23 protein-coding genes are annotated in these 26,670 nt (G+C 59.0%); 12 read left to right on the top strand and 11 right to left on the bottom strand.

Annotated features, from left to right (window positions below; genetic code table 11):
* Positions 1–148: 148 nt before the first annotated feature.
* Complete coding sequence (norR, locus tag CKW20_RS00585) at positions 149–1,702, bottom strand: nitric oxide reductase transcriptional regulator NorR (RefSeq protein ID WP_095051217.1); 1,554 nt, start codon at positions 1,700–1,702, stop codon at positions 149–151.
* Positions 1,703–1,849: 147 nt separating this feature from the next.
* Here norR and hmpA point away from each other — a divergent pair, with 147 nt between their 5' ends.
* The gene (gene hmpA, locus CKW20_RS00590; protein WP_095051218.1) at positions 1,850–3,031 is read left to right on the top strand and encodes an NO-inducible flavohemoprotein; all 1,182 of its coding nucleotides are present in this window, start codon (positions 1,850–1,852) and stop codon (positions 3,029–3,031) included.
* 230 nt (positions 3,032–3,261) lie between these two features.
* Entirely contained in the window at positions 3,262–4,038 is a 777-nt protein-coding gene (locus CKW20_RS00595; RefSeq protein ID WP_095051219.1) for an ABC transporter substrate-binding protein, read from the top strand.
* Between the two features lie 131 nt (positions 4,039–4,169).
* On the opposite strand, the gene CKW20_RS00600 is transcribed toward CKW20_RS00595, so the two are convergent.
* The 5 genes from CKW20_RS00600 to CKW20_RS00620 form a co-directional block, all read right to left on the bottom strand.
* Complete coding sequence (locus CKW20_RS00600; protein WP_038981650.1) at positions 4,170–4,811, bottom strand: transcriptional regulator; 642 nt, start codon at positions 4,809–4,811, stop codon at positions 4,170–4,172.
* Positions 4,812–4,916: 105 nt separating this feature from the next.
* On the bottom strand, positions 4,917–6,044 hold the full coding sequence (locus tag CKW20_RS00605; RefSeq protein WP_095051220.1) for an FAD-binding oxidoreductase: 1,128 nt from the start codon (positions 6,042–6,044) through the stop codon (positions 4,917–4,919).
* Positions 6,045–6,132: 88 nt separating this feature from the next.
* On the bottom strand, positions 6,133–7,080 hold the full coding sequence (locus CKW20_RS00610; protein ID WP_176466840.1) for an ornithine cyclodeaminase family protein: 948 nt from the start codon (positions 7,078–7,080) through the stop codon (positions 6,133–6,135).
* A gap of 139 nt (positions 7,081–7,219) precedes the next feature.
* A complete protein-coding gene (gene rhlB, locus CKW20_RS00615) occupies positions 7,220–8,707 on the bottom strand; it encodes an ATP-dependent RNA helicase RhlB (RefSeq protein ID WP_095051222.1) in 1,488 nt (495 codons plus the stop codon).
* An 85-nt stretch (positions 8,708–8,792) separates the two neighbouring features.
* Positions 8,793–9,449 carry an alpha/beta hydrolase gene (locus CKW20_RS00620; protein ID WP_095051223.1) on the bottom strand — a complete coding sequence of 219 codons (657 nt, stop codon included), beginning with the start codon at positions 9,447–9,449 and terminating at the stop codon, positions 8,793–8,795.
* Between the two features lie 470 nt (positions 9,450–9,919).
* Here CKW20_RS00620 and CKW20_RS00625 point away from each other — a divergent pair, with 470 nt between their 5' ends.
* From CKW20_RS00625 to CKW20_RS00640, 4 genes are all read left to right on the top strand, one after another.
* Positions 9,920–10,951 carry an amino acid ABC transporter substrate-binding protein gene (locus CKW20_RS00625; RefSeq protein ID WP_095051224.1) on the top strand — a complete coding sequence of 344 codons (1,032 nt, stop codon included), beginning with the start codon at positions 9,920–9,922 and terminating at the stop codon, positions 10,949–10,951.
* Between the two features lie 65 nt (positions 10,952–11,016).
* Complete coding sequence (locus CKW20_RS00630) at positions 11,017–12,198, top strand: amino acid ABC transporter permease (protein ID WP_095051225.1); 1,182 nt, start codon at positions 11,017–11,019, stop codon at positions 12,196–12,198.
* A gap of 10 nt (positions 12,199–12,208) precedes the next feature.
* Complete coding sequence (locus CKW20_RS00635; protein ID WP_095051226.1) at positions 12,209–13,306, top strand: amino acid ABC transporter permease; 1,098 nt, start codon at positions 12,209–12,211, stop codon at positions 13,304–13,306.
* An 11-nt stretch (positions 13,307–13,317) separates the two neighbouring features.
* A complete protein-coding gene (locus CKW20_RS00640) occupies positions 13,318–14,082 on the top strand; it encodes an amino acid ABC transporter ATP-binding protein (RefSeq protein WP_008053474.1) in 765 nt (254 codons plus the stop codon).
* 169 nt (positions 14,083–14,251) lie between these two features.
* On the opposite strand, the gene CKW20_RS00645 is transcribed toward CKW20_RS00640, so the two are convergent.
* Positions 14,252–15,877: a S8 family serine peptidase gene (locus CKW20_RS00645; protein ID WP_095051227.1), complete on the bottom strand. Its 1,626-nt coding sequence runs from the start codon at positions 15,875–15,877 to the stop codon at positions 14,252–14,254.
* A gap of 290 nt (positions 15,878–16,167) precedes the next feature.
* Between CKW20_RS00645 and CKW20_RS00650 the strand changes: the two genes are divergently transcribed.
* From CKW20_RS00650 to CKW20_RS00670, 5 genes are all read left to right on the top strand, one after another.
* Positions 16,168–16,827, top strand: coding sequence for a FadR/GntR family transcriptional regulator (locus CKW20_RS00650; RefSeq protein WP_095051228.1), 660 nt, complete (start codon positions 16,168–16,170; stop codon positions 16,825–16,827).
* Complete coding sequence (locus tag CKW20_RS00655) at positions 16,817–18,139, top strand: CynX/NimT family MFS transporter (RefSeq protein WP_095051229.1); 1,323 nt, start codon at positions 16,817–16,819, stop codon at positions 18,137–18,139. Before CKW20_RS00650 ends, CKW20_RS00655 begins: the two co-directional genes overlap by 11 nt.
* A gap of 113 nt (positions 18,140–18,252) precedes the next feature.
* Positions 18,253–18,723 carry a nuclear transport factor 2 family protein gene (locus CKW20_RS00660; protein WP_095051230.1) on the top strand — a complete coding sequence of 157 codons (471 nt, stop codon included), beginning with the start codon at positions 18,253–18,255 and terminating at the stop codon, positions 18,721–18,723.
* A gap of 39 nt (positions 18,724–18,762) precedes the next feature.
* Positions 18,763–19,083: a GIY-YIG nuclease family protein gene (locus CKW20_RS00665; RefSeq protein ID WP_038981663.1), complete on the top strand. Its 321-nt coding sequence runs from the start codon at positions 18,763–18,765 to the stop codon at positions 19,081–19,083.
* An 88-nt stretch (positions 19,084–19,171) separates the two neighbouring features.
* Entirely contained in the window at positions 19,172–20,107 is a 936-nt protein-coding gene (locus CKW20_RS00670; protein WP_095051231.1) for a glutathione S-transferase family protein, read from the top strand.
* A gap of 118 nt (positions 20,108–20,225) precedes the next feature.
* Here CKW20_RS00670 and CKW20_RS00675 read toward each other — a convergent pair whose 3' ends face one another.
* Together CKW20_RS00675 and yejK are read right to left on the bottom strand one after the other, a co-directional pair.
* A complete protein-coding gene (locus CKW20_RS00675; RefSeq protein ID WP_095051232.1) occupies positions 20,226–20,576 on the bottom strand; it encodes a glutaredoxin family protein in 351 nt (116 codons plus the stop codon).
* Complete coding sequence (yejK, locus tag CKW20_RS00680) at positions 20,576–21,580, bottom strand: nucleoid-associated protein YejK (protein WP_030129792.1); 1,005 nt, start codon at positions 21,578–21,580, stop codon at positions 20,576–20,578. Before yejK ends, CKW20_RS00675 begins: the two co-directional genes overlap by 1 nt.
* A 395-nt stretch (positions 21,581–21,975) precedes the next feature.
* On the opposite strand from yejK, the gene CKW20_RS00685 reads away from it, so the two are divergent.
* On the top strand, positions 21,976–22,257 hold the full coding sequence (locus CKW20_RS00685) for an HU family DNA-binding protein (protein ID WP_007905514.1): 282 nt from the start codon (positions 21,976–21,978) through the stop codon (positions 22,255–22,257).
* 208 nt (positions 22,258–22,465) lie between these two features.
* On the opposite strand, the gene rlmF is transcribed toward CKW20_RS00685, so the two are convergent.
* Both rlmF and CKW20_RS00695 read right to left on the bottom strand, forming a co-directional pair.
* Positions 22,466–23,488, bottom strand: a complete 1,023-nt coding sequence (rlmF, locus tag CKW20_RS00690; protein WP_095051233.1) for a 23S rRNA (adenine(1618)-N(6))-methyltransferase RlmF — start codon at positions 23,486–23,488, stop codon at positions 22,466–22,468.
* 159 nt (positions 23,489–23,647) lie between these two features.
* Positions 23,648–26,494 (bottom strand): valine--tRNA ligase, encoded by a 2,847-nt coding sequence (locus CKW20_RS00695; protein WP_095051234.1) that lies wholly within the window; start codon positions 26,492–26,494, stop codon positions 23,648–23,650.
* Between the last annotated feature and the right edge of the window lie 176 nt (positions 26,495–26,670).

Below are 26,670 nucleotides of genomic sequence, written 5' to 3' on the forward strand. Positions count from 1 at the left end.
ATCGATGCCGGGTTATCGACTTGTTGGGGGCAGGCTTTAGTGCCAATAAATGTTGGGTAGATCAAAAGATCGCAGCCTCGCTTCGCTCGACAGCTCCTACAAGGGATTGGCGTAAACTTGTGGAGCTGCCGAAGGCTGCGATCTTGGCTTATTTCATGCCAAGCCGCTTGGCCATTCGCCCAAGGTTCGCCCGATCCAGACCCAGCTCCCGCGCCGCGCTGGCCCAGTTGTTCTGGTGCCGTTCCAGGCAAGCGCTGATCAGTTGGCGCTGATAATGCTCGGTGGCTTCACGCAAATCCCCTGAAACCAACACAGCCGCCGGCGCAGCATCCACCGGTTCTGGCGCGGGTTCAGCGCTGCCATTGGGCAAGTCCAGATCCGCCGCGCTCAAGCTGAGAATCTTCGGCCGTTGCTTGCAGTTACCCAACGCCTTCAACGCACTGCGACCAATCAAATGCTCCAGCTCCCGCACGTTCCCCGGCCAGTCATACGCCAATAGTGCCGCTTGCGCATCGCTGGTCAGGCGCAGGCTGTTGAGGCCCATGCGTGAGCGGTTTTGTTCCAGGAAGTAGCCGCTGAGCAGCAGCACATCCCGACCGCGATCGCGCAGTGCGGGCACCAGCAGCGGGTAAACGCTCAGGCGATGATAGAAGTCGGCACGGTAGCGACCGCTGCGCACTTCTTCGGCCAGGTCGCGGTTGGTCGCCGCGATCAATCGCACGTCGACCTGATGTTCCTTGTCCGAGCCCAGGCGCTGCAATTGCCCGCTCTGCAGCACCCTCAATAATTTGGCTTGCACCGTCAGTGACAGTTCGCCCACTTCATCGAGAAACAGCGTGCCGCCATTGGCCAGTTCGAACTTGCCGAGACGATCATTCGTTGCGCCGGTGAAAGCACCGCGCACATGGCCAAACAATTCGCTCTCCACCAGGGTGTCTGGCAGGGCAGCGCAATTGAGGCTGATGATCGGTTTGTCGGCCCGTGGGGACGCCGCGTGGATAGCCTGAGCCACCAACTCTTTGCCGACCCCGGTTTCCCCGGTGATCAGCACTGTCAGGTCGCTGCCACCCACCAGGTTGATCTCTTCCACCAGTCGTTTGTGCGCCTTGCTCTGGCCAATCATTTCGCGGCTCTGCTGGCCGCTGGCCTGACGGTAAACCTCGGCGCGCTGATGTTCGTCTTCGACGCGATTGGCCAGCCGTTCGATGCGCTCGGCGGCGTTGACCGTGGCGGCGGCGAGGCTGGCGAAGGCTTGCAAGGCGTCCAGTTCGATCGGTTCGAAACGTTCAGGGTCGAGCGCGTCGAGGGTCAGCAAACCCCACGGACGCTCGTCGATAAACAGCGGGCAGCCCATGCAGTCGTGGACTTCCAGGTGATCGTGAAGACCATCGACCAGGCCGTCATAAGGATCGGGCAGATCGCTGTCGGCGGCGAAGCGAGTCGGGCCGGGACTGCTGAGCAGCGCTTCGAAGCGCGGGTGTTCGCTGACCTTGAAACGTCGGCCGAGGGTGTCGGTGCTCAACCCGTCCACAGCCAGCGGCACCAGCCATTCGCCATCGAGTCGCAGCAGGGCCGCGGCGTCGCAAGGGAGCAGGGTGCGCATGGCTTCGAGCAGGCGTCGGTAGCGCTCGCCTTCGGGCAATTCGCGGGACAAGTCGGAGACCAGGGGCAGCAGGGTCGTGAGCAGTAATTTTGCAGTCATAATGACTCCGTGTAGTCGGTAAGACTATAAAGCGTCATGTGTCGATATGACTACCATGTTCTTAACATACTGATTTATAAGGCTTTAATTGTTGGCATGGAAACTGATACGTAAAGGTTATTCATATAAAGCCCAGGAGTTGCTCTTATGCTTAGCGTTCAAGACCGTGCCATCGTCAAGTCCACTGTGCCGTTGCTGGAAAGCGGCGGCGAAGCGTTGATCACTCACTTCTACCGCATGATGCTCTCCGAATATCCAGAAGTCCGCCCGCTGTTCAACCAGGCCCACCAGGCCAGCGGCGATCAGCCACGCGCCTTGGCCAACGGTGTATTGATGTATGCGCGGCACATCGACCGGCTCGATCAGTTGGGCGACCTCGTGGCCAAGATCATCAACAAGCACGTAGCCCTGCAAATTCTTCCGGAACATTACCCGATCGTGGGTAGCTGTCTGTTACGAGCGATCTCCGAAGTACTGGGCGAAGAGATTGCCACGCCTGAGGTGATGAGCGCGTGGGGCGCGGCCTACGGTCAATTGGCCGAGATCCTGATCGGTGCCGAAGCCAGCATCTATGACCAGAAAGAGCAGGCTCCGGGTGGCTGGCGTGGCGCGCGGGAATTCATCGTGGCGGCCAAGGTCGAGGAGAGCGCGGAAATCACCTCGTTCTACTTCGAACCGGCGGACAAGGGCCCGATTCTCGCGGCCGAACCTGGCCAGTACATCGGCATGAAACTGATCCTCGATGGTGAAGAAATTCGACGTAACTATTCGCTGTCGGCGCTGGCTAACAAGGGCCAGTACCGCATCAGCGTCAAGCGCGAAACCGGTGGCCGCGCTTCCAACCATTTGCACGATCAACTGCACGTCGGCGCGAGCATCCTGCTGTTCCCGCCAGCGGGCGACTTCACCCTGACCGCCAGCGACAAACCGCTGGTGCTGATCAGTGGCGGCGTTGGCATCACCCCGACGCTGGCGATGCTCGAAGCGGCGCTGGCGACCGAGCGGCCGGTGCACTTTATCCACTGCGCGCGCAACGGCAGCGTGCATGCTTTCCGTGACTGGATCGATGGCCTGGCCGAGCGTCATCCGCAGCTCAAGCGTTTTTATTGCTACGCCGAAGACGATGGCGTCAGCCCGGCGGCGGACAAGGTTGGCCTGTTGAGCCAGGAGCAACTTGGCGAGTGGATGCCGGAACAGCGCGATGTGGATGCGTACTTCCTGGGGCCTAAAGGCTTCATGGCGGTGATCAAGCGTCACCTCAAGGCTTTGGGTGTGCCGGAGAAGCAAAGCCGTTACGAGTTCTTCGGGCCGGCTGCCGCGCTGGAATAACTGTCTGGGCGGTTCCTGAGGGCCGGGTTGATGTTTCGCTTGTTTGCGAAGCACCGACCCGGCCTTTTTTGCATTTGGCTAGCAGCCGACCAGAGGCCGGGTATAAGGCTGTCTGCCCGATTGACGGATAATACGTAAAAGTCCAGTATGGAATTATAAGTACAAAAATGCTTCCCCGTTTCAGCTTCTTCTGTCTTGCCAAACCAACAACAACCCGCGAGAGAACGAATATGAAGAAATTCCCCCTCATCACCGGTCTGGCCCTGAGCCTGTTGGCGTGCAGTAGCTTGTTCGCCGCCGAGAAAAACCTGCGCATCGGCATCGAAGCGGCTTATCCGCCGTTCGCGTCCAAAACCCAGGAAGGCAAAATAGTCGGTTTCGACTACGACATCGGCAATGCCCTGTGCGCGCAGATGAAGGTCCAGTGTGAGTGGGTCGAAGGCGAGTTCGACGGTCTGATTCCTTCTTTGAAAGTGAAGAAAATCGACATGGCGCTGTCTTCCATGACCATCAACGAAGACCGTAAGAAATCGGTGGATTTCACTCACAAGTATTACTTCACTTCATCGCGTCTGGTGATGAAGGACGGCGCCGTAGTGGATGACCAGTACGCCAGTCTCAAGGGCAAGAATGTCGGCGTGCAGCGCGCAACCACCACTGACCGTTTTGCTGCCGAGGTTTTCGAACCGATGGGCGTCAATGTCAAGCGCTACGCCAACAACGAAGAAATCTACATGGATCTGGCAGCCGGTCGCCTCGATGCGATTTTTGCCGACACCATTCCATTGAATGACTTCCTGTCGATGCCGCGTGGCAAAGGCTACGCGTTTGTCGGGCCGGAGTTGAAGGATCCGAAATACGTGGGCGAGGGCGCCGGGATTGCCGTGCGCAAGGGCAACGCGCAGTTGGTGGCGGATCTGAACAAGGCTATCGACGAGATTCGCGCTAATGGCGAGTATCAGAAAATTTCGCAGAAGTATTTCAAGTCGGATATCTACGGCGACTGATTGATCGCTTTCGCGGGCAAGCCTCGCTCCTACAGGTTTCGCGTCGTTCACCCGATTTGTAAACAACGTTGGACTGTAGGAGCGAGGCTTGCCCGCGAAGGGGTCCTCTCAGACAGCACTAATCTCAGGGCCTAGCCCTTCAACTCCTTCAAATGCTTGTACACCGTCGCCCGCCCCATGTTCAGCACATTGGCCACATAGTTGGAGGCACTCTTGCCTTTGAAGGCGCCTTCAGCGTGCAGCGCCAGCACCAGTTCGCGTTTGTGGTCGCGGGTCAGCACGTTCAGGCTCAACTGACGCTCGCGCAGCCAGGCGTGCAGAAAAGTATTGATCCGTTCCTGCCAGTCATCGCGAAACAGTGAGTCCGGTTGTGGAATCAGCTTGGTCGGCGACAGGAACAAATCCAGCGCCGCTTTCGCGTTCTCGAACAGCGAGATATTCAGGTTGATGCACAGCACCGCCAGCGGACGACCCTCGCTGTCGCGCAGCACGCTGCTGAGACTGCGAATCTTCTGGCCATCCCAGTTGAGCTTTTCGTACGGCCCGATGTTACGTTCACTGACCTCTTCACTGAGCATGTCTTCCAGCGACGAGTCGTCGCCGATTTCCCGTTTGGACAGGTTGTTGGCGATGTAATCGACCTTCTGCGTGCGCAGGTCGTGCAGCACCACCTCGGCATGAGGGAAGAACAACGTGGCGATCGCATCGGCAATCGCGCGGAAGTTGTCCATGGACGTAGCGTCCAGTGCCGAGTCTTTTTCAGGTGCGTTCATACAGTGGAACTCCAGGCAGCGTCAGCGTCCCGTTAAAAAAGGGACGCTGGAAGTTTGCCGCAATCGTGTGGACACGTCACCTGAGCATCGGAATCAGAATCAGGATCAGCCCAGGCGGGCGGGGGAGAGCATCTCGGCGTCCAGGCCGAAACGGATGAGCTGCTCGGGCAAGGCTTCACCACGTACCAGTGCAGCGCTGGCCTGGCCCATGGCTGGCGACGTCTGGATGCCATAGCCGCCTTGCGCCGCGACCCAGAACAACCCCGGCACCTGCTGATCGAAGCCGGACAGCAAATCCCCGTCGCGCACGAAACTGCGCAGGCCGGCCCAGGTGCGGGTCGGGCGGCGGATGGTCAGGGTGGTGGCTTCTTCGATCTGGTAGATGCCCATGGCGATGTCCAGCTCTTCGGGCTGTACGTCGTGCGGTTCTACCGGGTCGGCGTTGGCCGGTGAACCGAGGAGCATGCCGGCGTCAGGCTTCATATAGAAGGATTCATCGAGGCTGACCAGCATTGGCCAGTCATGGATGTCCAGACCGTCGGGGCCGGCGAAGATAAAAGCTGCCCGGCGCTTGGGTTGCAAGCCCAGCGGTCGGGCGCCAGCCAGTTCGCCAATCTTGTCGGCCCAGGCACCGGCGGCGTTGATAATGATCGGGGCGCTGAAGGTCTGGGTGTTGGTTTGAACCTGCCATTGCCCTTCGGCATCACGGCTCAGGCTCAGTACCTCGCTATCGGTATGGACCTCGCCTTTATTGCGTCGGATACCGCGCAAATAGCCCTGATGCAGGGCGTCGGTATCGATGTCGCTGGCGGTCGGGTCGTAGATCGCGCCATGGACTTTTTCCCGACGCAGGATCGGCAGGCGCGCACAGGCTTCGCTGGCGCTGAGCAATTGCATTTCCGGCACCGTGGCTTTGGCGCTCAGGTATTGGTTGTTCAGTTCGGCCGGGTCGCCGGTGAAGTCGACGGTCATCTCGCCGCGCGGGGTCAGCAGCGGGTGTTCGCAGAAACCGGGCGGCGGTGCATCGAAGAAGTCGCGGCTAGCCTGAGTCAATGCCCGAACCTGCGGTGTACCGTAGGCGGCGGTGAACAGCGCCGCCGAGCGTCCGGTGGAGTGATAGGCCGGATGGGATTCGCGTTCGAGCACAATCACCCGCCCGTGCTGCGACAGCCAGAAACCGGTGGAAGCGCCGGCAATCCCGCCGCCGATGATGATGAAATCTGCCTGGCTCATGAACGTCTCCTGTGGCGCGCAAATGCCGAAACTGTGGAATTCCCCCTGTAGGAGCGGGCAAGCCTCGCTCCTACAGGGGGTTGTGGTGTCAGTGCTGTAGTTGGTAAAGGGCATTGGCCAGTGCGATGTCTTCCAGGCCCAGGCCGATAGAACGGAAGAACACCGAGCGGTCGTATTCAGGGCGCTGGACTTTTTCGCTGAGCAAGTCAGGCAGGTCGCCGACAATCGAACGCTTGTCCCAGCCATGCTGCTCACCGGCGATCAGCATTTCGCCGGCCGAGCCCGGAGTGGTCTGACGATAGTCACAGAACACCTGCATGTCATTGAGGCTCTGCGGCGGCACTTCATGGGCGCGTGGCGCATTGGTGCTGATTGAGGTGATCAGCGCTGGTCTGCTTAAACTTGACGGGTCGATCACCGGTCCGGCGGACGAGGTACAGAGCATGATCACATCGGCGTGCTGAATCGCAGCTTCGCAACTGTCGGCGAGGGTCAGCCGTGGATCAAGGCTTTTAAGCTGTGCCAGCGCTTCGAGGTTCTTGCCATTCAAGCTCGGCGAATAAAGGTTGATGCTTTGCCAGTCCCGCAGACCCTTGACGTAGTGCAGATGCGCCTGGGCCACCTTGCCGCTGCCGATGATCGCCAGGCGCTGGGCCTTCAACGGCGCGAGGGCATCGACTGCCACCGCCGTCGTCGCGGCGGTGCGTGCCGTGGTCAGTTCACCGGCATCGCAGAGCAGCAGCGGCTGGCCGGTCTGCATCGACATCAGCAACGTCCAGGCAGTCACCAGCGGGCCTTGCTCGCGCACAATGTAAGGCGACGTCTTGACGCCATATACCCCGTCTTCGGCCAGCACACCCAGGTAGTTGATGAAATCCCCGGCACCCTTCGGAAATTCCACCAACTGTTGCGCCGGCTGCACGGCTTGCCCGGCGGCCAGGTCGCGGAACAACTTGCGCAGGATCTGCGGCACATCAACTTGCGCCAGCAGTTCGCGGGCCTGGGGTTGGGTGATCACGTAAGGCGTGCTGGGCATGGTCGGCTCCGGGCGCTGAAAGTAAACTAATTTGTCCATTATGGACTTTTAGTTGTCTCTAGCAAGTCCTGTTGAAAAAAGCCGGACGAAAAAAAAGCGCAGTCCGTTTCCGGCTGCGCCTTTTTCTGAAAGGCCCGAGTTACGGGCGCTTGCGCTCAACCGCCCGCAGCAGATGCGTCGGTGGTGTTTCACAACTGATCTTGCGACCCAGCAGCGCCTCGATGGACGGTAGCTGGTAAGAGTCATCTTCACCGGCAAAGCTGATGGACACGCCATCCGCGCCGGCACGGCCGGTACGCCCGATGCGGTGCACGTAGTCGTCCGGGACTTCCGGCAGGGTGAAGTTGATCACATGGCTGATGCCATCGATGTGAATGCCGCGACCGGCAACATCGGTGGCCACCAGTACGCGGATCTTGCCTTCGCGGAAACCTTCCAGAGTCTTGATGCGCTTGTGCTGCGGCACATCGCCAGACAGTTGCGCCGCGTTGACGCCATCGCGTACCAGGCGTTCTTCGATGCGCCGCACTTCGTCCTTGCGGTTGGCGAAGACCATCACCCGCTCCCAACCGTTATCGTTGACCAGGTTGTAGAGCAGTTTGTATTTGTCGGCACCGGCCACCGCGTAGATGTGTTGCTCGACGTTTTCGCTGGCCACGTTCTGCGCTTCGATCTCGACGATCGACGGGTCGGTGGTCCATTGCTTGGCCAGGTTCATCACGTCGTCGGTGAAGGTCGCGGAGAACAACAGCGTCTGGCGCTCGTTCTTCGGCGGAGTCTGGCGAATGATCTGACGCACTTGTGGGATGAAACCCATGTCGAGCATCCGGTCGGCTTCGTCCAGCACCATGACTTCGACCATGTCCAGGTGCACATCGCCGCGCTGGTTGAAGTCGAGCAAGCGACCCGGAGTGGCCACGAGGATGTCGCAATGACGGGCTTCGAGGTGCTTGAGTTGCTTGTCGAAATCCATGCCGCCAACAAATGTCATGACGTTGAGGCCGGTGTACTTGGTCAGGTCGGCTGCATCCTTGGCGATCTGCACCACCAGTTCCCGGGTCGGGGCGATGATCAGTGCCCGCGGCTCACCCATGTAGCGCTCTTTGGGCGGCGGGGTTTGCAGCAGCTGAGTAATGATCGAAATCAGGAACGCGGCGGTTTTGCCGGTGCCGGTCTGGGCGCGACCGATGGCGTCTTTGCCCGCGAGGGTGAAGCCGAGCACCTGCGCCTGGATCGGCGTGCAATACGGAAAGCCCAGGTCCTGAATGGCGTGCATCAGTTCGGGGGCGAGTTTGAAATCGTGGAAGCGGGTCTTGCCTTCCTGGGGTTCGACCACGAAGTCTTCGAGTTTCCAGGGAATAACCGGCGCTTTTGGCTTTGGTTCGCGACGCGGTTTTGCCGGTTTCGGGGCTTCGCTGCGCGGCTGCTCAGAGGCGATGGCCGGGGCTGCGGGGGCGGTCGGTGTGGTCACCGGCTCGTGTTTCGGTGCCGCTACGGTTGCGGTCCGGCCAGGCTGATTACCGTCGGTGCGGTGGCTGGGAGTATGAGAAGGAGCGCTGGAGACTGGCGCGAGCTGCTCAGTCTCGCTTTTACCGAACATTTTCTTGAGTGCTTTGAGCACGGTCATCTCATCAATTGGTTAAGGAATATACGCCGGCCAGTGTAATGCAAGAATCGGGCGCGGCGTAGGGGGATGGATCAATGGGTAGCTTTTAACGCAAACGCTCGGCGAGCCAGACGCCGATGTCACGAATTTCTTCGGGTAACACTTCGTGGCCCATTGGGTATTCCTGCCATGTCACGGTGACACCACGCTGCTTTAAATACTCATAGGCGGTCCGGCCCATGGAATTTTGCACAACGTCATCATACTGACCATGCAAAGACAGCACGGGAATGCGCTGCTGGCTGGCGGAAAGCTCCAGTTCATCACTGAAGGTCGGCGCATAAGTCGAGAGGGCAAGTACGCCACCTAGCGGTCCCTGCCATTTCACAAAGGCCGTGTGCAACACCACGGCGCCACCTTGGGAAAACCCGGCGAGAAAAATGCGCGAGGCGTCTATTCCGCTGGCCTTCTGCTCTTCGATCAAATCAAAGACCCGTTGCGCGGACGCCTCCAGCTGCTCTCGGCTGATCGCGCGCGCCGGGCTCATGGCCAATATGTCGTACCAGCTCGGCATTTCGTAGCCACCGTTAATAGTGACGGCGCGAGTCGGTGCCTGGGGCAGGACGAAGCGAGTGGTCAACAGTATTTCCTGCAGCGCTTCAGCCACCGGCAGGAAATCGTAGCGGTCGGCGCCCAGCCCGTGCAGCCAAATAACGCAGGCGTCTGCGGGCTTGACGGGTTGCAGAATCAAGGGCTCGGTCATGGGTGCTCCATATGTGTGCGTGCGTTCTCATTTAAGTGCGAGCTCTGAGTGCGCGTCTGGTTGATCAGTTAAGAAGATGTCGCAAGGCTGAAAGTTTTGCTATTGACCTGTCGCTTAATCGCTTTAGCGAGCGGTCTGGTACGGGGTTTGCTATGGGGAAACCTGTGCAACCAATCTCATGCCTGGCGGTAACACTATCAGTGTACGGCTGGTCGTGGGATAGCAAAGAATCCGGTGATGGATGTTCGCCAGTGGCCGTTACGGGCTTCGCGAACGTGAAAGGGCTACAGCCCGTTCGGCCGATTGGTGAGAAGGGAGTTATCCATAATGTGGATTTTCTCCTACTAGACTCATGGCGACGGTCCTTACGTCGGTTGACCCTAAAAAAAGCCAACAAGGGTCAGCAACGCCTCAAAAGGGTGCGACAGGGCTCAAGCTCCGACACAACAAGAGCAAAACTGGAGGTTTGAATGAAGATGTTGAAATCCACCCTGGCCGTCGTGACTGCAGCCGCAGTGCTCGGTGTCAGTGGGTTCGCTCAGGCGGGTGCAACCCTGGATGCAGTGCAAAAGAAAGGTTTCGTACAGTGCGGTGTAAGTGACGGTCTGCCGGGCTTCTCGGTTCCGGACTCCACTGGCAAGATCGTCGGTATCGACGCTGATTTCTGCCGTGCTGTGGCCGCTGCCGTTTTCGGTGATGCGACCAAGGTCAAATTCAGCCAGTTGAACGCCAAAGAGCGCTTCACCGCGCTGCAGTCCGGTGAAATCGACATCCTGTCGCGCAACACCACCATGACCAGCTCCCGTGACGCAGGCATGGGTCTCAAGTTCCCGGGCTTCATCACTTACTACGACGGCATCGGCTTCCTGGTAAACAACAAGCTGGGCGTCAAGAGCGCCAAAGAGCTGGATGGCGCGACCATCTGCATCCAGGCCGGTACTACCACTGAACTGAACGTTTCCGATTACTTCCGCGGCAACGGTCTGAAATACACCCCGATCACCTTCGACACTTCCGATGAAAGCGCCAAGTCGCTGGAATCCGGTCGTTGCGACGTACTGACCTCCGACAAGTCCCAACTGTTCGCCCAGCGCAGCAAGCTGGCCTCGCCGAAGGACTACGTGGTTCTGCCGGAAACCATCTCCAAGGAGCCGCTGGGCCCGGTCGTGCGTAACGGCGACGACGAGTGGCTGGCTATCGTGCGCTGGACTGGCTACGCCATGCTCAACGCTGAAGAAGCAGGCATCACGTCGAAGAACGTCGAAGCCGAAGCCAAAGCCACCAAGAACCCGGACGTGGCTCGTATGCTGGGCACTGACGGTGAATACGGCAAAGACCTGAAAGTGAAGAAAGACTGGGTCGTGCAAATCGTCAAGCAAGTGGGTAACTACGGCGAAGTGTTCGAGAAGAACCTTGGCAAGAGCACTGCGCTGGAAATCGACCGCGGGCTGAACGCCTTGTGGAACGCTGGCGGCATTCAATACGCACCACCAGTGCGCTGATGGTTCTATCACCCGGTGGGCCAACCACCGGGTGATGTTCTGTTCCATTATTTCCGGGGCACTTCATGCAAAATTCAATCGGCGCACCAAAGCAGAGGCTCAGCCTCAGCGATCCACGAGTGCGTGCGTGGGTATTTCAGATCATCACGATTGTCGCGGTGGTCTCGCTGGGCTGGTTTCTGTTCGACAACACGCAAACCAACCTCCAGCACCGGGGCATCACTTCGGGTTTCGACTTTCTTGAGCGCAGCGCCGGTTTCGGTATTGCTCAGCATCTGATCGACTACACCGAATCGGACAGTTATGCCCGGGTGTTTGTCATCGGCCTGCTCAACACTCTGCTGGTCACCTTTATCGGTGTGATCCTGGCGACGATCCTCGGTTTCATCGTCGGTGTGGCACGGCTGTCGAAGAACTGGATCATTGCCAAGCTGGCGACAGTTTATGTGGAGGTCTTCCGTAACATTCCGCCGTTGCTGCAAATCCTGTTCTGGTACTTTGCCGTGTTCCTGACCATGCCAGGGCCGCGTAACAGCCATAACTTCGGCGATACCTTCTTCGTCAGCAGCCGTGGTCTCAACATGCCGGCAGCGTTGGCGGCGGACGGTTTCTGGCCGTTTGTGGCGAGCATCGTCGTGGCCATTGTCGCGATCGTGCTGATGTGCCGCTGGGCCAACAAGCGTTTCGAAGCGACCGGCGTACCGTTCCACAAATTCTGGGTCGGCCTGGCGATATTCCTGGTGATCCCGGCGCTGTGCGCATTGATCTTCGGCGCTCCGCTGCATTGGGAAATGCCACAGCTGCAAGGTTTCAACTTTGTAGGCGGCTGGGTGCTGATCCCGGAACTGCTGGCGCTGACCCTGGCCCTGACGGTGTACACCGCGGCGTTTATCGCCGAGATCGTGCGTTCAGGCATCAAGTCGGTCAGCCACGGCCAGACCGAAGCGGCCCACTCGTTGGGGTTGCGCAACGGTCCGACCCTGCGCAAGGTGATCATCCCGCAAGCCCTGCGCGTGATCATTCCACCGCTCACCAGCCAATACCTGAACCTGGCGAAAAACTCTTCGCTGGCGGCCGGTATCGGTTATCCGGAGATGGTGTCGTTGTTTGCCGGTACGGTGCTGAACCAGACCGGACAGGCGATCGAAGTCATTGCCATCACCATGAGCGTGTACCTGGCGATCAGTATCAGCATTTCCCTGCTGATGAACTGGTACAACAAGCGCATTGCGCTGATCGAGCGGTAAGGAAGAGCGCATGACGACTCATACTTTCAAACCCGACATGCCACCACCGAGCAGCAGCATCGGTATTGTGGCGTGGATGCGGGCGCACATGTTCTCCAGCTGGATCAACACCCTGCTGACGCTGTTCGCGTTCTATCTGATTTATCTGGTCGTTCCCCCGATCGTGAGCTGGGCGATTCTCGACGCCAATTGGGTCGGTACCACCCGCGCCGATTGCACCAAGGAGGGCGCCTGCTGGGTGTTCATTCAGCAGCGCTTTGGCCAGTTCATGTACGGTTACTACCCGACAGACCTGCGCTGGCGCGTAGACCTGACCGTGTGGCTGGCGGTGATTGGCGTGGCGCCGCTGTTCATCGCACGTGTTCCACACAAGGCAATCTACGGCCTGAGCTTTCTGGTGCTCTATCCGATCATTTCCTACACCTTGTTGCACGGTGGCTGGTTTGGTCTGACCGAAGTACCAACTAGCCAGTGGGGCGGCCTGATGCTGACCCTGGTGATCGCTACTGTCGGTATCGTCGGTGCACTGCCACTGGGTATCGTTCTGGCCCTGGGCCGACGTTCGAACATGCCGGCGATTCGAGTGGTCTGTGTGACCTTCATCGAATTCTGGCGCGGCGTGCCGTTGATCACGGTGCTGTTCATGTCTTCGGTGATGTTGCCGTTGTTCCTGCCCGAAGGCATGAACTTCGACAAACTGCTGCGGGCGCTGATCGGCGTGATCCTGTTCCAGTCGGCCTACATCGCCGAAGTGGTGCGTGGCGGTCTGCAAGCGATCCCCAAAGGTCAGTACGAAGCGGCTGCGGCGATGGGGCTCGGTTACTGGCGCAGCATGGGCCTGGTGATTCTGCCGCAGGCTCTGAAGCTGGTGATCCCAGGCATCGTCAACACTTTCATTGCGCTGTTCAAGGACACGAGCCTGGTGATCATCATCGGCCTGTTCGACTTGCTCAACAGCGTCAAGCAAGCCGCCGCCGACCCGAAATGGTTGGGCATGGCCACTGAAGGCTATGTGTTCGCGGCCCTGGTGTTCTGGATTTTCTGTTTTGGTATGTCCCGCTACTCCATGCATTTGGAACGTAAGCTGGACACTGGCCACAAGCGTTAGGAGCGTAGTTTATGAGTGAAGCGATCAAACAGCCTGTGAGCCCTGAAGGCATTATTCAGATGCAGGGCGTGAACAAGTGGTACGGCCAGTTCCACGTGTTGAAAGACATCAACCTGAACGTCAAGCAGGGCGAGCGTATCGTTTTGTGCGGTCCGTCGGGTTCCGGCAAATCCACCACCATCCGCTGCCTCAATCGTCTGGAAGAGCACCAGCAGGGCCGCATCGTGGTCGATGGCGTGGAACTGACCAACGACCTCAAGCAGATCGAAGCGATCCGCCGCGAAGTCGGCATGGTGTTCCAGCACTTCAACCTGTTCCCGCACCTGACCATCCTGCAAAACTGCACGCTGGCACCGATGTGGGTGCGCAAGATGCCCAAGCGCAAGGCCGAAGAAATCGCCATGCATTACCTGGAGCGCGTACGCATTCCGGAGCAGGCGCATAAATACCCGGGGCAACTGTCCGGCGGTCAGCAACAGCGTGTGGCGATTGCCCGTGCCCTGTGCATGAAACCGAAAATCATGCTGTTCGACGAACCGACTTCGGCACTCGACCCAGAGATGGTGAAAGAGGTTCTGGACACCATGATCGGCCTGGCCGAAGACGGCATGACCATGCTCTGCGTAACCCACGAAATGGGCTTCGCCCGTACCGTGGCCAACCGCGTGATCTTCATGGACAAGGGTGAAATCGTCGAACAGGCTGCGCCTAACGACTTCTTCGACAACCCGCAGAACGAGCGTACGAAGCTGTTCTTGAGCCAGATCCTGCATTGATCGACGCCAGGCAGTGAAATAAACCCGGACTATGTTCCGGGTTTATTTTTGGTGCGACCAGCATGGTGCGATCTTGTGGGTGAAAGACCCGCCGAGAGCTGACCATTGCCAACCCACATGCAGGATGGTGCGGCAGAGGCACAGCTTATGAAGGGCTTCCCCGTCCGATTTAGCTCTGCGTTTCCTTGCGTTCAAGCGCCAGGTGCACCGCTCGAAGTGCATTGAGACGACCGTATCCGTAGTAATGACTATGGCCGCACTGGTCGTATTGACCGAGCGGGCCATCATCGGCATGGCCGATCTTGTCGCAACAATCGGCCAGGATCTGTCGGACCGATTCGCGATCCAGTATCGGGTTGACCCCCAGCACCAGCGCTGCCACGCCTGCCGCCCCCGGGCAGGCGCTGGAGGTGCCGCTGAACGATTCAGTGTAGGCCGCGTTGTTTGGGGCGGCAAACTTGCCGCTCAAATCCGTGGTGCGAATGCCTCGAGTTTGTGGCGTTGAGGTGGCGGGTTGGAATTTTGGGTCCGGGTGAGATTGATCGCCGCTGGGAAAGCAGCACCAGAGCGCCTTTCCGTAGTCGCTGTAGGCACTGCGTCGGTTTTGGTCATTGCAGGCACCGACGGCAATGACCATGGGATGGCTGGAATACCCATCGTTATCCACGTTCTCGTTCCCGTTGCCGGCACCAAAAAAGATGACGCATCCTTTTCCATTGCGTCCCTTGGTCGCGGCGTACTCGATGGCCAGTCGTGTGCTGGCGGCAAGCGGAAACACCTGCGTGTGCCGAGGGTCGGTAGGGTCAGCCCAATGCCCTTCGGCCGGGCCCCAGCTGCAGGAAATGATGTCGGCACCCTGGTCGGCAGCCCAGAAAAATGCGTCCGCTTCAGCCCGCGCGCCCAAAGGCTTGGTGAGCTTTAACGGCATGAGGCTGGCCCGAGGAGCAACGCCGCTGGCGCCGACTTCACCATTGGCGCAAGCGACACCGGCGGCTGCCGTTCCGTGGCGCTCAAGGTCGTTTTTCGGACGTGGACCTTGTCTGGCATTGCGCCGGTCAAAGTTTTGCGCCCCGACGACTTTGCCGAATCCGGCGAATTCAGGGTGGTCGATATCAAAGGCATCATCGATGACTGCGATTACGACCCCTTCACCCTGGGCCAGGTCATGGGCCGCTTCGACGTTGGCACTGGCATCAATCTGGACGTGATAGGTCACGGTGGTTTTTTTCAGGTGCCATTGATTGTCGTGGATCGCCCGACGTTGTCCCTGGCGCAACATTTCCGGGTGGCAGTAGTCGATATCCTCACGTTTTAGCAGTTCAAGTGCGAATGAGCACACGTCAGTGCCGCAGCAATTCTTGTGTTGAACGAAGAAGGCGTTCGCCGCGTAGGGAACCTGCTGCTTGATGGTCAGACCCAGCTCATCGAGTATGACCAGGCACTGTGTCGGGGGGAGCAGGTCAACAAACTTCAAAAAAATATTCTCGGTGTAAAGAACGGGCTCTTGAGTATGAGGATCGACGAGCACACTTCCGGCGAAACGCACATCCGGCAATTCCCGCAGCAAAGCCTTGCATCGGGATACATCAGAATCTTGCGGCAGTTTGAAGATTTGCACGTCGGCGTCCTCAATGTGCAGTAACAGCTGCCCGTCGCCCAGTGCTTGATCGGCTTTTTCGCAGCACAGGGTCGCAGCGAGACTTTTCCCCGCCTGGCTGCGTACGGCGAGCAGGTCCTGACTTTTCTTCAAAAAAAAAGAGCGGCCACCCTTCTTGCCGAAATTGACTTCTTCCATGTGTTTTTCTCTTCCTTCTATTCAAGTACCGGGCGAAAACGCCCGCGAATCAACATCGTGAAGTCTGACGCTCGGAGGTTCCGAGGGATGTCAGCTGATTCTTGCGAGGGGTGTGGGAAATCACTCCGCGTGCGAAGGTTTTCTGCCGCTGACACAGAAGGCTCTAGGAAATAACCGAGAAAAGCGCCTTGAAACCGCGATCGCCCTGTTAGGGGCAGGTTGCCCTCTCGGATGAAGCTGACTAACATGTCAGAAAATTCATCCTATGATTGGATGAAAGGGCGAATCCTATGTCAGATATTTCTCCATTAATTAAACGATCCCTGGTCGATCAGGCCCTGGACCAGTTACGCCTGCGCATCAATCAAGGCATCTGGACGGTCGGCCAGCGCTTGCCCACCGAGCCGGAACTGGCGACTGAGCTGGGCATCAGCCGCAACACGGTGCGTGAAGCCATGCGCGTGTTGGCGTTTTCCGGGTTGATCGAGATTCGACAGGGCGACGGCAGTTATCTGCGGGCGGTGATTGATCCGCTGGACACCATGAAGGCGCTGTCCCGTTGTACTCAGGAACAGGCTCGGGAAACCCGGCACATTCTGGAAGTCGAAGCCATTGGTCTGGCCGCGTTACGCCGTACCGAGGAAGACCTGGTGGCATTGCGCGAAGCGCTCGGTGTCAGCGGCAGTCACTACCACGGCGATCTCGACACCTACATCGCCTGCGATCTGGTGTTTCACCGTCGACTGGTGGATGCGGCGCACAACCCGACCCTTAGCGAGTTGTATCGCTACTTCTCCAGCATCGTCGGCGCGCACTTGCGCCAGACCCTGAACATCTCCCCCCGACGCCAAGCGGTGTTCGACCTTCATGTCGAACTGCTCGATGCCGTCGAGCAACGCGACCCGGAACGGGCCAAAGCCCTGTCGAGGCAGTTGATCAATGAACCTTGAAACCGAGATCCCCATGTCCGCCCAGCAGGCCAGCAACAGCAACAGCAGCATCACGGAGCTCAAGCGCACGGCGGAGCTCGAAGAGCTGTTGATCGACGCCGAGGCCGACGACGAACAGGTTCAGCAAATTCACCCGGTCCTTCAGCGACCATGGTTGCTGTTGCTCGGTCTGATTCTGGTGGCGCTGAATTTACGTCCAGCGTTGTCGAGCATGGCGCCGATACTCAGCGAGATCTCGAAGACGCTGGGGTTATCGGCCGCCCAGGCCGGGTTGCTGACTACCTTGCCGGTACTTTGCCTTGGTCTGTTCGCGCCATTGGCGCCAGTGCTGGCACGCCGTTTTGGGGCCGAGCGAGTGGTGTTGGGGATTCTTCTAATGCTGGCTGGCGGGATCATTTTGCGCAGTTCGTTCGGCGAAGTTGGTCTGTTCGCTGGCAGCGTGCTGGCCGGCGCCAGCATCGGGGTGATCGGCGTGCTGCTGCCTGGCATTGTTAAACGCGATTTCCCGAAACAGGCCGGCACCATGACCGGCGTCTACACCATGGCTCTGTGCCTGGGCGCGGCCATGGCGGCTGGGGCAACCGTGCCGTTGAGCGAACATTTCGATAAGAGCTGGGCCTTGGGTCTCGGCTTCTGGGTGGTTCCAGCGTTGGTCGCGGCGATTTTCTGGTTGCCACAAGTCGGTCAGAAACACGGCGCGCATCATGTTGCCTATCGGGTCCGAGGGCTGCTGCGTGATCCGCTGGCCTGGCAAGTGACCTTGTACATGGGCCTGCAATCGTCTTTGGCCTACATCGTGTTTGGCTGGCTGCCGTCGATTCTGATCGGCCGCGGTCTGACGCCAACCCAGGCCGGTCTGGTGTTGTCGGGTTCGGTGATTGTCCAGTTGATCAGCTCGCTGGCAGCCCCTTGGCTGGCGACGCGCGGCAAGGATCAGCGGCTGGCAATCGTGATCGTCATGGCAATGACTCTCGGCGGTTTGTTCGGTTGCCTCTATGCATCGATCGATGGCTTGTGGGGCTGGGCGATCCTGCTGGGATTGGGGCAGGGCGCCACGTTCAGCTTGGCGCTGACCCTGATCGTGCTGCGCTCGCGGGACGCTCATGTCGCGGCCAATCTGTCGAGCATGGCCCAGGGCTTCGGTTACACCCTGGCGTCCATGGGGCCGTTCGCGGTCGGCGTGGTGCATGACTGGACCGGTGGCTGGAACGCTCTGGGCTGGATCTTCGGCGTCATCGGCCTGGGCGCGATCATCGCCGGCCTCGGTGCCGGGCGTTCGTTGTACGTCCAGGTTGAAAGCGAGAAAGTCTGACGTTTTGCGCACTGTCGGTATTCGGGCCACGAATGCCGATAGTGTTCTGTGCAGTTGTTGACTATCGTGCAGGCAATCTTTCGACGCCACTTTGCAACCCAGAGAGCCTGCCCATGAGTGATGCCCACAACGCCTTGATCACCCGGTTCTACCAAGCCTTCCAGCGCCTGGATGCCGAGGCCATGAGCGCCTGCTACACCGACGACGTGGTGTTCAGTGATCCGGCATTCGGCGAACTGCGCGGGCGCGACGCCGGCGACATGTGGCGCATGCTGACCACCCGAGCGAAGGATTTCTCCCTGACCTTCGACAATGTGCGCAGCGACGAGCGCACCGGTGGGGCTCATTGGGTCGCGACTTATTTGTTCAGTCAGACCGGCAACACCGTGGTCAATGATATTCAAGCGCGTTTCGTCTTTCGCGACGGCAAGATCTGCGAGCATCACGACAGCTTTGATCTGTGGCGCTGGTCGCGTCAGGCGCTGGGTTTCAAAGGGTTGTTGTTGGGCTGGACGCCGGTGGTGAGAAACGCCGTTCGTGCTCAGGCGCTGAAGGGGCTGAAGGCATTCCAGGCCAGTCGCTGATAAGATCGCGGCTTGTTTCCTACAAGCCTTGATCGTCACGTGAACACCTCGAGCGAATCTTCCGTCATTGCCGCCGAACCGCCGCTGCCCGTCAGCAAACCCTGGTTCGTCTACCTCGTTCGCGCGGCCAATGGTTCGCTCTACTGCGGGATCAGCGACGATCCCGTCCGCCGTTTTGCTACTCACCAAAGTGGCAAAGGCGCGCGCTTCTTCCTATCGAGCCCGGCCGTGGCACTGGTCTACACCGAAATCTGCCGCGACAAAAGCGAAGCACTGCGCCAGGAACGTCTGATCAAAAAACTCAAGAAAAGCGCCAAGGAATGTCTGGTGGCGAGCGCGGCTGCAGGCTTATCAATCTGACTGATACGCGCCCATCAGGCAGATGGGTAGGCCGCTTGCGGATTGCGCGCTAAGCTGCTGGCTCCTTATTCGAGCGGCGGAGCCGAGCATGTCCGAGTTAATTCTGCATCATTACCCGACGTCCCCTTTCGCCGAAAAGGCCCGCTTGCTGCTGGGCTTCAAGGGGCTGTCCTGGCGCTCGGTGAATATCTCGCCAGTGATGCCAAAACCCGATTTGACGGCCCTGACCGGCGGTTACCGCAAGACGCCGGTGTTGCAGATTGGTGCTGATGTCTATTGCGACACCGCGTTGATGGCTCGTCGTCTGGAGCAGGAAAAAGCCTTGCCGGCATTTTTCCCGGAAGGCCAGGAAATGATCACCTCAACCTTCGCGGCATGGGCAGATTCGGTGGTGTTCCAGCATGCGGTCAGCCTGGTATTCCAGCCGGCATCGGTGGCAGTGCGCTTCGGTAAATTGTCACCGGAAGCGATCAAGGGCTTCCTGGCCGATCGCGCCGGTTTGTTCAGTGGTGGCAGCGCCACACGGTTGGCGGCCGAGCAGGCTCGGCATCAGTGGCCAACGATCATGGCGCGTCTGGAGCAGCAGCTTCAGCGCGAACAGGGCGACTTCTTGTTTGGCGAGCCGTCGATTGCCGACTTTGCCTTGGCTCACTCGCTGTGGTTCCTCAAAGCAACGCACGTGACCTCACCGTTGGTGGATGCTTATCCGGCCGTGTCGGCGTGGTTTGGCCGGGTGATGGGCTTTGGTCATGGCGCATTCAGCGAGATGACTTCTGAGGAGGCGCTTGAGGTCGCGCGCAACGCCACGCCGGCCGCGTTGCCGGATGAGCAGTTCGAGGAGCCGAACGGGTTCGAGGTTGGCCAGCAGGTGGTGATTGCTGCCACCGATTATGGGGTTGATCCCGTGGCGGGTGAATTGCTGTTTGCGGGCAGCGAAGAGTTGATTCTGCGTCGTGAAGACGAGCGAGCTGGCGTCGTGCATGTGCACTTTCCGCGGTTTGGATTCCGCATCGAAGCGTGTTGATCTCTTGTAGGAGCGAGGCTTGCCCGCGAAGAACGAAAACACGGTGCAACAGATACACCGCGTTATCGTTCTTCGCGGGCAAGCCTCGCTCCTACGGGTTTTGTGTGGGCCGAATGAGTTATTCCAGCGCAGCAAGAACCTTGTCGGGGTCATACCCGCGAATCAGCGTCCCGTTCACATCGATCAGCGGAATCCCGCGTCCTCCCAGCGCCTCGTAGGCTTTACGCGCCAGGGCATCTTTCTCGATATCGAATTCCTTGTACGGAATGCCCTTCTGGTCGAGAAAGCGTCGGGTCAGCTTGCAGTAGCCGCACCATTCGGTGGCGTAGAGCACGACGTTGGCCTTGGCCTGGGTCTGCTCAGACACCACTTGCGAGGGGTGGAACACCCGCTCGATCTTGCCCCAGTTCTGGTAAACAACGACCACCAGCAGGATCAGCAGGCATTTCTTCAACACGCCGCCGAGCATCAGTTGCGTCGCTTGAGTTGGTCGGTCAATTGGGTCGGCAGGCCTTTGATAATCAGCGTACCGGCTTCTTCGTCGTATTCGATCTTCGAGCCCAACAAGTGCGCTTCGAAGCTGATGGACAAGCCCTCGGCACGGCCGGTGAAGCGGCGGAACTGGTTCAGTGTGCGCTTGTCCGCCGGGATCTCAGGCGACAGGCCGTAGTCTTTATTGCGGATGTGATCGTAAAAGGCTTTCGGGCGTTCTTCGTCGATCAGCCCGGACAATTCTTCCAGGCCCATGGGCTCGCCCATTTTTGCCTGGCTGCTGGCGTAATCCACCAGGGTCTTGGTCTTTTCGCGCGCGGACTCTTCCGGCAGGTCTTCGCTTTCGACGAAGTCACTGAAGGCCTTGAGCAGGGTGCGGGTTTCGCCGGGGCCGTCGACGCCTTCCTGGCAGCCGATGAAGTCGCGGAAGTACTCCGAAACCTTTTTGCCGTTCTTGCCTTTAATGAACGAAATGTACTGCTTGGACTGCTTGTTGTTCTGCCACTCGGAGACGTTGATCCGCGCTGCCAGGTGCAACTGGCCAAGGTCCAGGTGTCGCGAAGGGGTCACGTCCAGCTGATCGGTCACTGCCACGCCTTCGCTGTGGTGCAGCAGGGCGATGGCCAGGTAATCGGTCATGCCCTGCTGGTAATGCGCGAACAGCACGTGGCCTCCCACAGAGAGGTTCGACTCTTCCATCAGCTTTTGCAGATGCTCCACCGCCACCCGGCTGAAGGCCGTGAAATCTTTGCCACCGTCGAAGTATTCCTTCAGCCAGCCGCTGAACGGATGCGCCCCGGACTCGGCATGGAAGAACCCCCAGGCCTTGCCTTGTTTGGCGTTGTAGCTCTCGTTGAGGTCGGCAAGCATGTTCTCGATGGCGCTGGACTCAGCCAGTTCGGAATCGCGGGCATGAAGAACTGCGGGTGTGCCGTCGGGTTTTTTGTCGATCAGGTGGACGATGCAATGACGGATCGGCATGGGCTTCTCGGCTGATTGAGAGAGGAGGGCGTGCTCCCCCGAAAAAGCGCCCAGTGTACCGCAACCACTGGTTTTGGCGTGGTACCAAGGGCAATTCGAAGCTGTCCGACGGCCCTTATGCAGTTTTTTGCCGATTTAGAGCAATAAAGCTGACCAAATGGGTAGCTAGAGGCGGATATTTCCCCGTCTCTGTGCTAGTTTTGCCCGGTCTTACGCGAAGTCACTGCGTTAAGCGTGCATTCAGCATTTGTCAGGTCGAACCAAACCCTGATTTCGGTATCTATTACCCCGACTCGTCGTGGTTATGGCCGAGGGTGCCAGATCCAGAAGATCGGGCTCGATGGCTGACACTGCACTCTGCAATCCATATGAATTTGATAGGGAAGGAACATTACATGGCTCTTACTAAAGACCAACTGATCGCCGACATCGCTGAAGCTATCGACGCGCCAAAAACCACCGCGCGTAACGCTCTGGACCAACTGGGCCAAATCGTTGCCGATCAGCTGGAAAACGGCGGCGAAATCACCCTGCCAGGTATCGGCAAGCTGAAAGTGACTGAGCGTCCTGCCCGTACCGGCCGCAACCCTTCGACTGGCGCTGCCATCGAAATCGCTGCCAAGAAAGTGATCAAGCTGGTTGTAGCCAAAGGCCTGACCGACGCTGTCAACAAGTAAGATTTGTTAAAAAAACCGTGCTCCGGAGCAATCCGGGCACGGTTTTTTTGTGTCTGCGATTTGGCGGTGTTCCCGCACATACCGCTAAACCAATTGTGGAAGCGAGCCTGCTCGCGAAGGGGCCATAACATTCAGCATCAATGTTGAATGTAAGACCGCTTTCGCGAGCAGGCTCGTTCCCACATTTTGATTTGCGTCGGTCAGTTAATCAGCTTTTGCGAACCCAACGTTCGCGCCAGACCTGCTGTTCGTTTTTAGTCTGGAAGGTCCAGGCGACAAATCGGCTTTGCTTCTGCCCTTGGGACATTTCCACAACCTGGCTTTCCAATACGCCGGCCTTTTTCAGCGCCGTCTGGATCGCAGGCAGGTTCGAGGCTTTCGAGACCAGGGTGCTGAACCAAAGCACTTTGTGTTGGAAATGCGCACTCTCGGCGATCAATTGCGTCACAAACCGCGCTTCGCCACCTTCACACCACAGTTCGGCGGACTGGCCGCCGAAGTTCAGCACCGGCAGTTTGCGTTTCGGGTCGGCGCGGCCCAGTGCGCGCCATTTACGCTCACTGCCCCGGGTAGCCTCATCCATCGAGGCGTGGAACGGCGGGTTGCACATGGTCAGGTCAAAGCGTTCGCCGGGTTCGAGCAGGCCCAGCAGAATATGCTTGGGATTGCTTTGCTGGCGCAGCTGGATGGCTTTGTTCAGCCCGTTGGACTGCACAATGGCTTTGGCGGCGGCCACGGCCGTCGGATCGATTTCCGAGCCAAGGAAGTGCCAGCGGTAGTCGCTGTAGCCGATCAATGGATAGACGCAGTTGGCGCCCATGCCGATATCGAGCACCTTGACCGGCGCACCGCGAGGAATCTCGCCGTCGTTGACGCTGGCCAGCAGGTCGGCCAAAAAGTGCACGTAGTCGGCGCGGCCCGGAACGGGTGGGCACAGGTAATCGGCCGGGATGTCCCAATGGGCAATGCCGTAGAACGACTTGAGCAGCGCCCGGTTGAACACCCGCACCGCGTCCGGGCTGGCGAAGTCGATGCTTTCCTTGCCATACGGGTTGATGATCACGAACTTCGCCAGTTCCGGCGTGCTCTTGATCAGCGCCGGGAAGTCGTAACGACCCTGATGGCGATTGCGCGGGTGCAGGCTGGCCTTCTCGCGGGGCTCCACGGCTTTGGCCGGGGTAGCGGAATCAGGCTTCTTGCGCGCAGGTCTTGGTGTGCGGGGGGCGTTCATGGGCGTTGTCGATTCGGGTATGGCTAAAAGTGGCGAGTATTGTCCCACAGACAATGGCAGCGCGGGGGATCCTCGCTCCTACAGAAAGGGGGGGGCTGGTGTTTTGCGGGCATAAAAAAGGGAGGCCATCTGGCCTCCCTTTTTCATTGCGACTTGCCGTTACAAGCTGGCAATTCGCGCATGCTGCTCGGCCAGCTTGCCCAAAGCCTGTTCAGCTTCGGCCAGTTTGGCGCGTTCCTTCTCGATGACTTCGGCCGGGGCCTTATCAACGAAACCGGCGTTGGACAACTTGCCGCCCACCCGCTGGACTTCGCCCTGCAGACGCAGAATTTCCTTGTCCAGACGAGCCAGTTCGGCGTCCTTGTCGATCAGGCCGGCCATCGGCACCAGCACTTCCATCTCGCCGACCAGTGCGGTGGCGGACAGCGGTGCTTCTTCGCCGGCCTTCAACACAGTGATCGATTCCAGACGCGCCAGCTTCTTCAGCAGGGCTTCGTTCTCGGTGAGGCGGCGCTGATCTTCGGCGCTGACGTTTTTCAGGAACAGGTTCAGCGGCTTGCCCGGACCGATGTTCATTTCGCCACGGATGTTACGCGTGCCGAGCATCAGGCCCTTGAGCCATTCGATGTCGTCTTCGGCGGCCTGATCGATGCGCGCCTCATTGGCCACTGGCCAAGGTTGCAGCATGATCGTCTTGCCTTCGATACCGGCCAGCGGCGCGACGCGCTGCCAGATTTCTTCGGTGATGAACGGCATGAACGGGTGCGCCAGACGCAGCGCGACTTCCAGCACTCGAACCAACGTGCGACGGGTGCCGCGCTGACGTTCGACCGGTGCATTTTCGTCCCACAGCACAGGCTTGGACAGTTCCAGGTACCAGTCGCAATACTGGTTCCAGATGAACTCGTACAAGGCTTGTGCGGCCAGGTCGAAACGGAACTGATCGAGCTGACGGGTCACTTCGGCTTCGGTGCGTTGCAGTTGCGAAATGATCCAGCGATCTGCCAGGGACAGCTCGTAGGCTTCGCCGTTCTGACCGCAGTCTTCGCCCTTGTCCAGCACATAGCGCGCGGCGTTCCAGATCTTGTTGCAGAAGTTGCGATAGCCTTCGACGCGGCCCATGTCGAACTTGATGTCACGACCGGTCGATGCCAGCGAACAGAACGTGAAGCGCAGGGCATCGGTGCCGTAGCTGGCGATGCCGTCGGCGAATTCGTCGCGGGTCTGCTTCTCGATTTTCTTCGCCAGTTTCGGCTGCATCATGCCGGAGGTGCGTTTCTGCACCAGCTCTTCCAGCTCGATGCCGTCGATGATGTCCAGTGGGTCCAGGACGTTGCCCTTGGATTTGGACATCTTCTGGCCTTGGCCATCACGCACCAGACCGTGCACATAAACAGTCTTGAACGGAACCTGCGGCGTGCCGTCTTCGTTTTTCACCAAGTGCATGGTGAGCATGATCATCCGGGCAACCCAGAAGAAAATGATGTCGAAACCGGTCACCAGTACATCGGTGGAGTGGAATTTCTTCAGGAATTCGGTCTGCTCCGGCCAGCCGAGCGTAGAGAAAGTCCACAGGCCCGAACTGAACCAGGTATCCAGAACGTCGTTGTCCTGTTGCAGCGCAACGTCCGGGCCGAGGTTGTTCTTGGCCCGTACTTCGGCTTCGTCGCGACCGACATAGACCTTGCCCGACTCGTCGTACCAGGCCGGAATCCGGTGGCCCCACCACAGCTGACGGCTGATGCACCAATCCTGGATGTCACGCATCCACGAGAAGTACATGTTTTCGTATTGCTTTGGCACGAACTGAATGCGGCCGTCTTCAACCGCAGCGATGGCAGGCTCGGCCAATGGCTTGGTGGAAACGTACCACTGGTCGGTCAACCACGGCTCGATGATGGTGCCGGAGCGGTCGCCTTTCGGCACTTTCAGGGCATGATCGTCGACGCTGACCAGCAGGCCGGCGGCTTCGAATGCAGCCACGATCTGTTTGCGCGCTTCGAAGCGGTCGAGGCCGGCGTATTCGGCCGGGAGTTTGCCGTCGACTTCGGTGTTCAGCGTGCCGTCCAGGTTGAACACCTGGGCTGCGGGCAGAACATTGGCGTTCTTGTCGAAGATGTTCAGCAGTGGCAGGTTGTGGCGCTTGCCGACTTCGTAGTCGTTGAAATCGTGGGCCGGGGTGATTTTCACGCAACCGGTGCCGAATTCAGGATCGCAGTAATCGTCGGCAATGATCGGGATGCGGCGGCCAACCAGTGGCAGCTCGACAAATTTGCCGATCAGGGCTTTGTAGCGTTCATCGTTCGGGTTAACGGCCACGGCGGCGTCGCCGAGCATGGTTTCCGGGCGAGTGGTCGCGACGATCAGGTAATCGTTGCCTTCAGCGGTTTTGGCGCCATCGGCCAGCGGGTACTTCAGGTTCCACAGGAAACCTTTCTCGTCGTGGTTTTCCACTTCGAGGTCGGAAATCGCCGTGTGCAGTTTGGTGTCCCAGTTGACCAGACGCTTGCCGCGATAGATCAGGCCGTCTTCGTGCAGGCGCACGAACGCTTCTTTAACCGCTTCCGAGAGGCCGTCGTCCATGGTGAAGCGCTCACGGCTCCAGTCCACGGACGAGCCGAGGCGGCGGATCTGACGGCTGATGTTGCCGCCGGACTGATCCTTCCATTCCCAGACTTTCTCGAGGAATTTTTCGCGGCCCAGATCATGGCGATTCTGGCCTTGGGCTTCGAGTTGACGCTCCACCAGCATTTGCGTGGCGATACCGGCGTGGTCGGTACCCGGCTGCCACAGGGTGTTGCGACCCTGCATGCGGCGGAAACGGATCAGGGCGTCCATAATCGCGTTGTTGAAGCCGTGACCCATGTGCAGGCTGCCGGTGACGTTCGGCGGCGGGATCATGATGGTGTAGGACTCGCCCGCGCCTTGCGGGGCGAAGTAGTTCTCGGACTCCCAGGTGTTGTACCAGGAAGTTTCAATGGCGTGCGGCTGGTAGGTCTTATCCATGCGCGGCGGGACCCTATTGGCATTTATTCAGGAAAAGCCGGCAAGTATAGCGGGGCGTGGGGCGTAGGGCGAGCAGGTGCGGACAGGGCGCAGATCAAAGTGTGGAATGGACCTGTGGCGAGGGAGCTTGCTCCCGCTGGGGCGCGAAGCGGCCCCGACATCAGCAAGTCAGGTGT

Origin of the sequence: Pseudomonas sp. Irchel s3b2 (genome assembly GCF_900187445.1) — a bacterium.
GTDB lineage: Bacteria > Pseudomonadota > Gammaproteobacteria > Pseudomonadales > Pseudomonadaceae > Aquipseudomonas.

What these genes read in the sequence shown, in the direction of transcription:
- CKW20_RS00675 (WP_095051232.1), bottom strand. Translation starts at nt 20,576, where the DNA reads ATGCTCGGCGGCGTGTTGAAGAAATGCCTGCTGATCCTGCTGGTGGTC.
- norR (WP_095051217.1), bottom strand. Translation starts at nt 1,702, where the DNA reads ATGACTGCAAAATTACTGCTCACGACCCTGCTGCCCCTGGTCTCCGAC.
- CKW20_RS00645 (WP_095051227.1), bottom strand. Translation starts at nt 15,877, where the DNA reads ATGGAAGAAGTCAATTTCGGCAAGAAGGGTGGCCGCTCTTTTTTTTTG.
- CKW20_RS00630 (WP_095051225.1), top strand. Translation starts at nt 11,017, where the DNA reads ATGCAAAATTCAATCGGCGCACCAAAGCAGAGGCTCAGCCTCAGCGAT.
- CKW20_RS00640 (WP_008053474.1), top strand. Translation starts at nt 13,318, where the DNA reads ATGAGTGAAGCGATCAAACAGCCTGTGAGCCCTGAAGGCATTATTCAG.
- CKW20_RS00660 (WP_095051230.1), top strand. Translation starts at nt 18,253, where the DNA reads ATGAGTGATGCCCACAACGCCTTGATCACCCGGTTCTACCAAGCCTTC.
- CKW20_RS00685 (WP_007905514.1), top strand. Translation starts at nt 21,976, where the DNA reads ATGGCTCTTACTAAAGACCAACTGATCGCCGACATCGCTGAAGCTATC.
- hmpA (WP_095051218.1), top strand. Translation starts at nt 1,850, where the DNA reads ATGCTTAGCGTTCAAGACCGTGCCATCGTCAAGTCCACTGTGCCGTTG.
- CKW20_RS00595 (WP_095051219.1), top strand. Translation starts at nt 3,262, where the DNA reads ATGAAGAAATTCCCCCTCATCACCGGTCTGGCCCTGAGCCTGTTGGCG.
- CKW20_RS00620 (WP_095051223.1), bottom strand. Translation starts at nt 9,449, where the DNA reads ATGACCGAGCCCTTGATTCTGCAACCCGTCAAGCCCGCAGACGCCTGC.
- CKW20_RS00600 (WP_038981650.1), bottom strand. Translation starts at nt 4,811, where the DNA reads ATGAACGCACCTGAAAAAGACTCGGCACTGGACGCTACGTCCATGGAC.
- rlmF (WP_095051233.1), bottom strand. Translation starts at nt 23,488, where the DNA reads ATGAACGCCCCCCGCACACCAAGACCTGCGCGCAAGAAGCCTGATTCC.
- CKW20_RS00650 (WP_095051228.1), top strand. Translation starts at nt 16,168, where the DNA reads ATGTCAGATATTTCTCCATTAATTAAACGATCCCTGGTCGATCAGGCC.
- CKW20_RS00670 (WP_095051231.1), top strand. Translation starts at nt 19,172, where the DNA reads ATGTCCGAGTTAATTCTGCATCATTACCCGACGTCCCCTTTCGCCGAA.
- CKW20_RS00625 (WP_095051224.1), top strand. Translation starts at nt 9,920, where the DNA reads ATGAAGATGTTGAAATCCACCCTGGCCGTCGTGACTGCAGCCGCAGTG.
- yejK (WP_030129792.1), bottom strand. Translation starts at nt 21,580, where the DNA reads ATGCCGATCCGTCATTGCATCGTCCACCTGATCGACAAAAAACCCGAC.
- CKW20_RS00610 (WP_176466840.1), bottom strand. Translation starts at nt 7,080, where the DNA reads ATGCCCAGCACGCCTTACGTGATCACCCAACCCCAGGCCCGCGAACTG.
- CKW20_RS00695 (WP_095051234.1), bottom strand. Translation starts at nt 26,494, where the DNA reads ATGGATAAGACCTACCAGCCGCACGCCATTGAAACTTCCTGGTACAAC.
- rhlB (WP_095051222.1), bottom strand. Translation starts at nt 8,707, where the DNA reads ATGACCGTGCTCAAAGCACTCAAGAAAATGTTCGGTAAAAGCGAGACT.
- CKW20_RS00635 (WP_095051226.1), top strand. Translation starts at nt 12,209, where the DNA reads ATGACGACTCATACTTTCAAACCCGACATGCCACCACCGAGCAGCAGC.
- CKW20_RS00605 (WP_095051220.1), bottom strand. Translation starts at nt 6,044, where the DNA reads ATGAGCCAGGCAGATTTCATCATCATCGGCGGCGGGATTGCCGGCGCT.
- CKW20_RS00655 (WP_095051229.1), top strand. Translation starts at nt 16,817, where the DNA reads ATGAACCTTGAAACCGAGATCCCCATGTCCGCCCAGCAGGCCAGCAAC.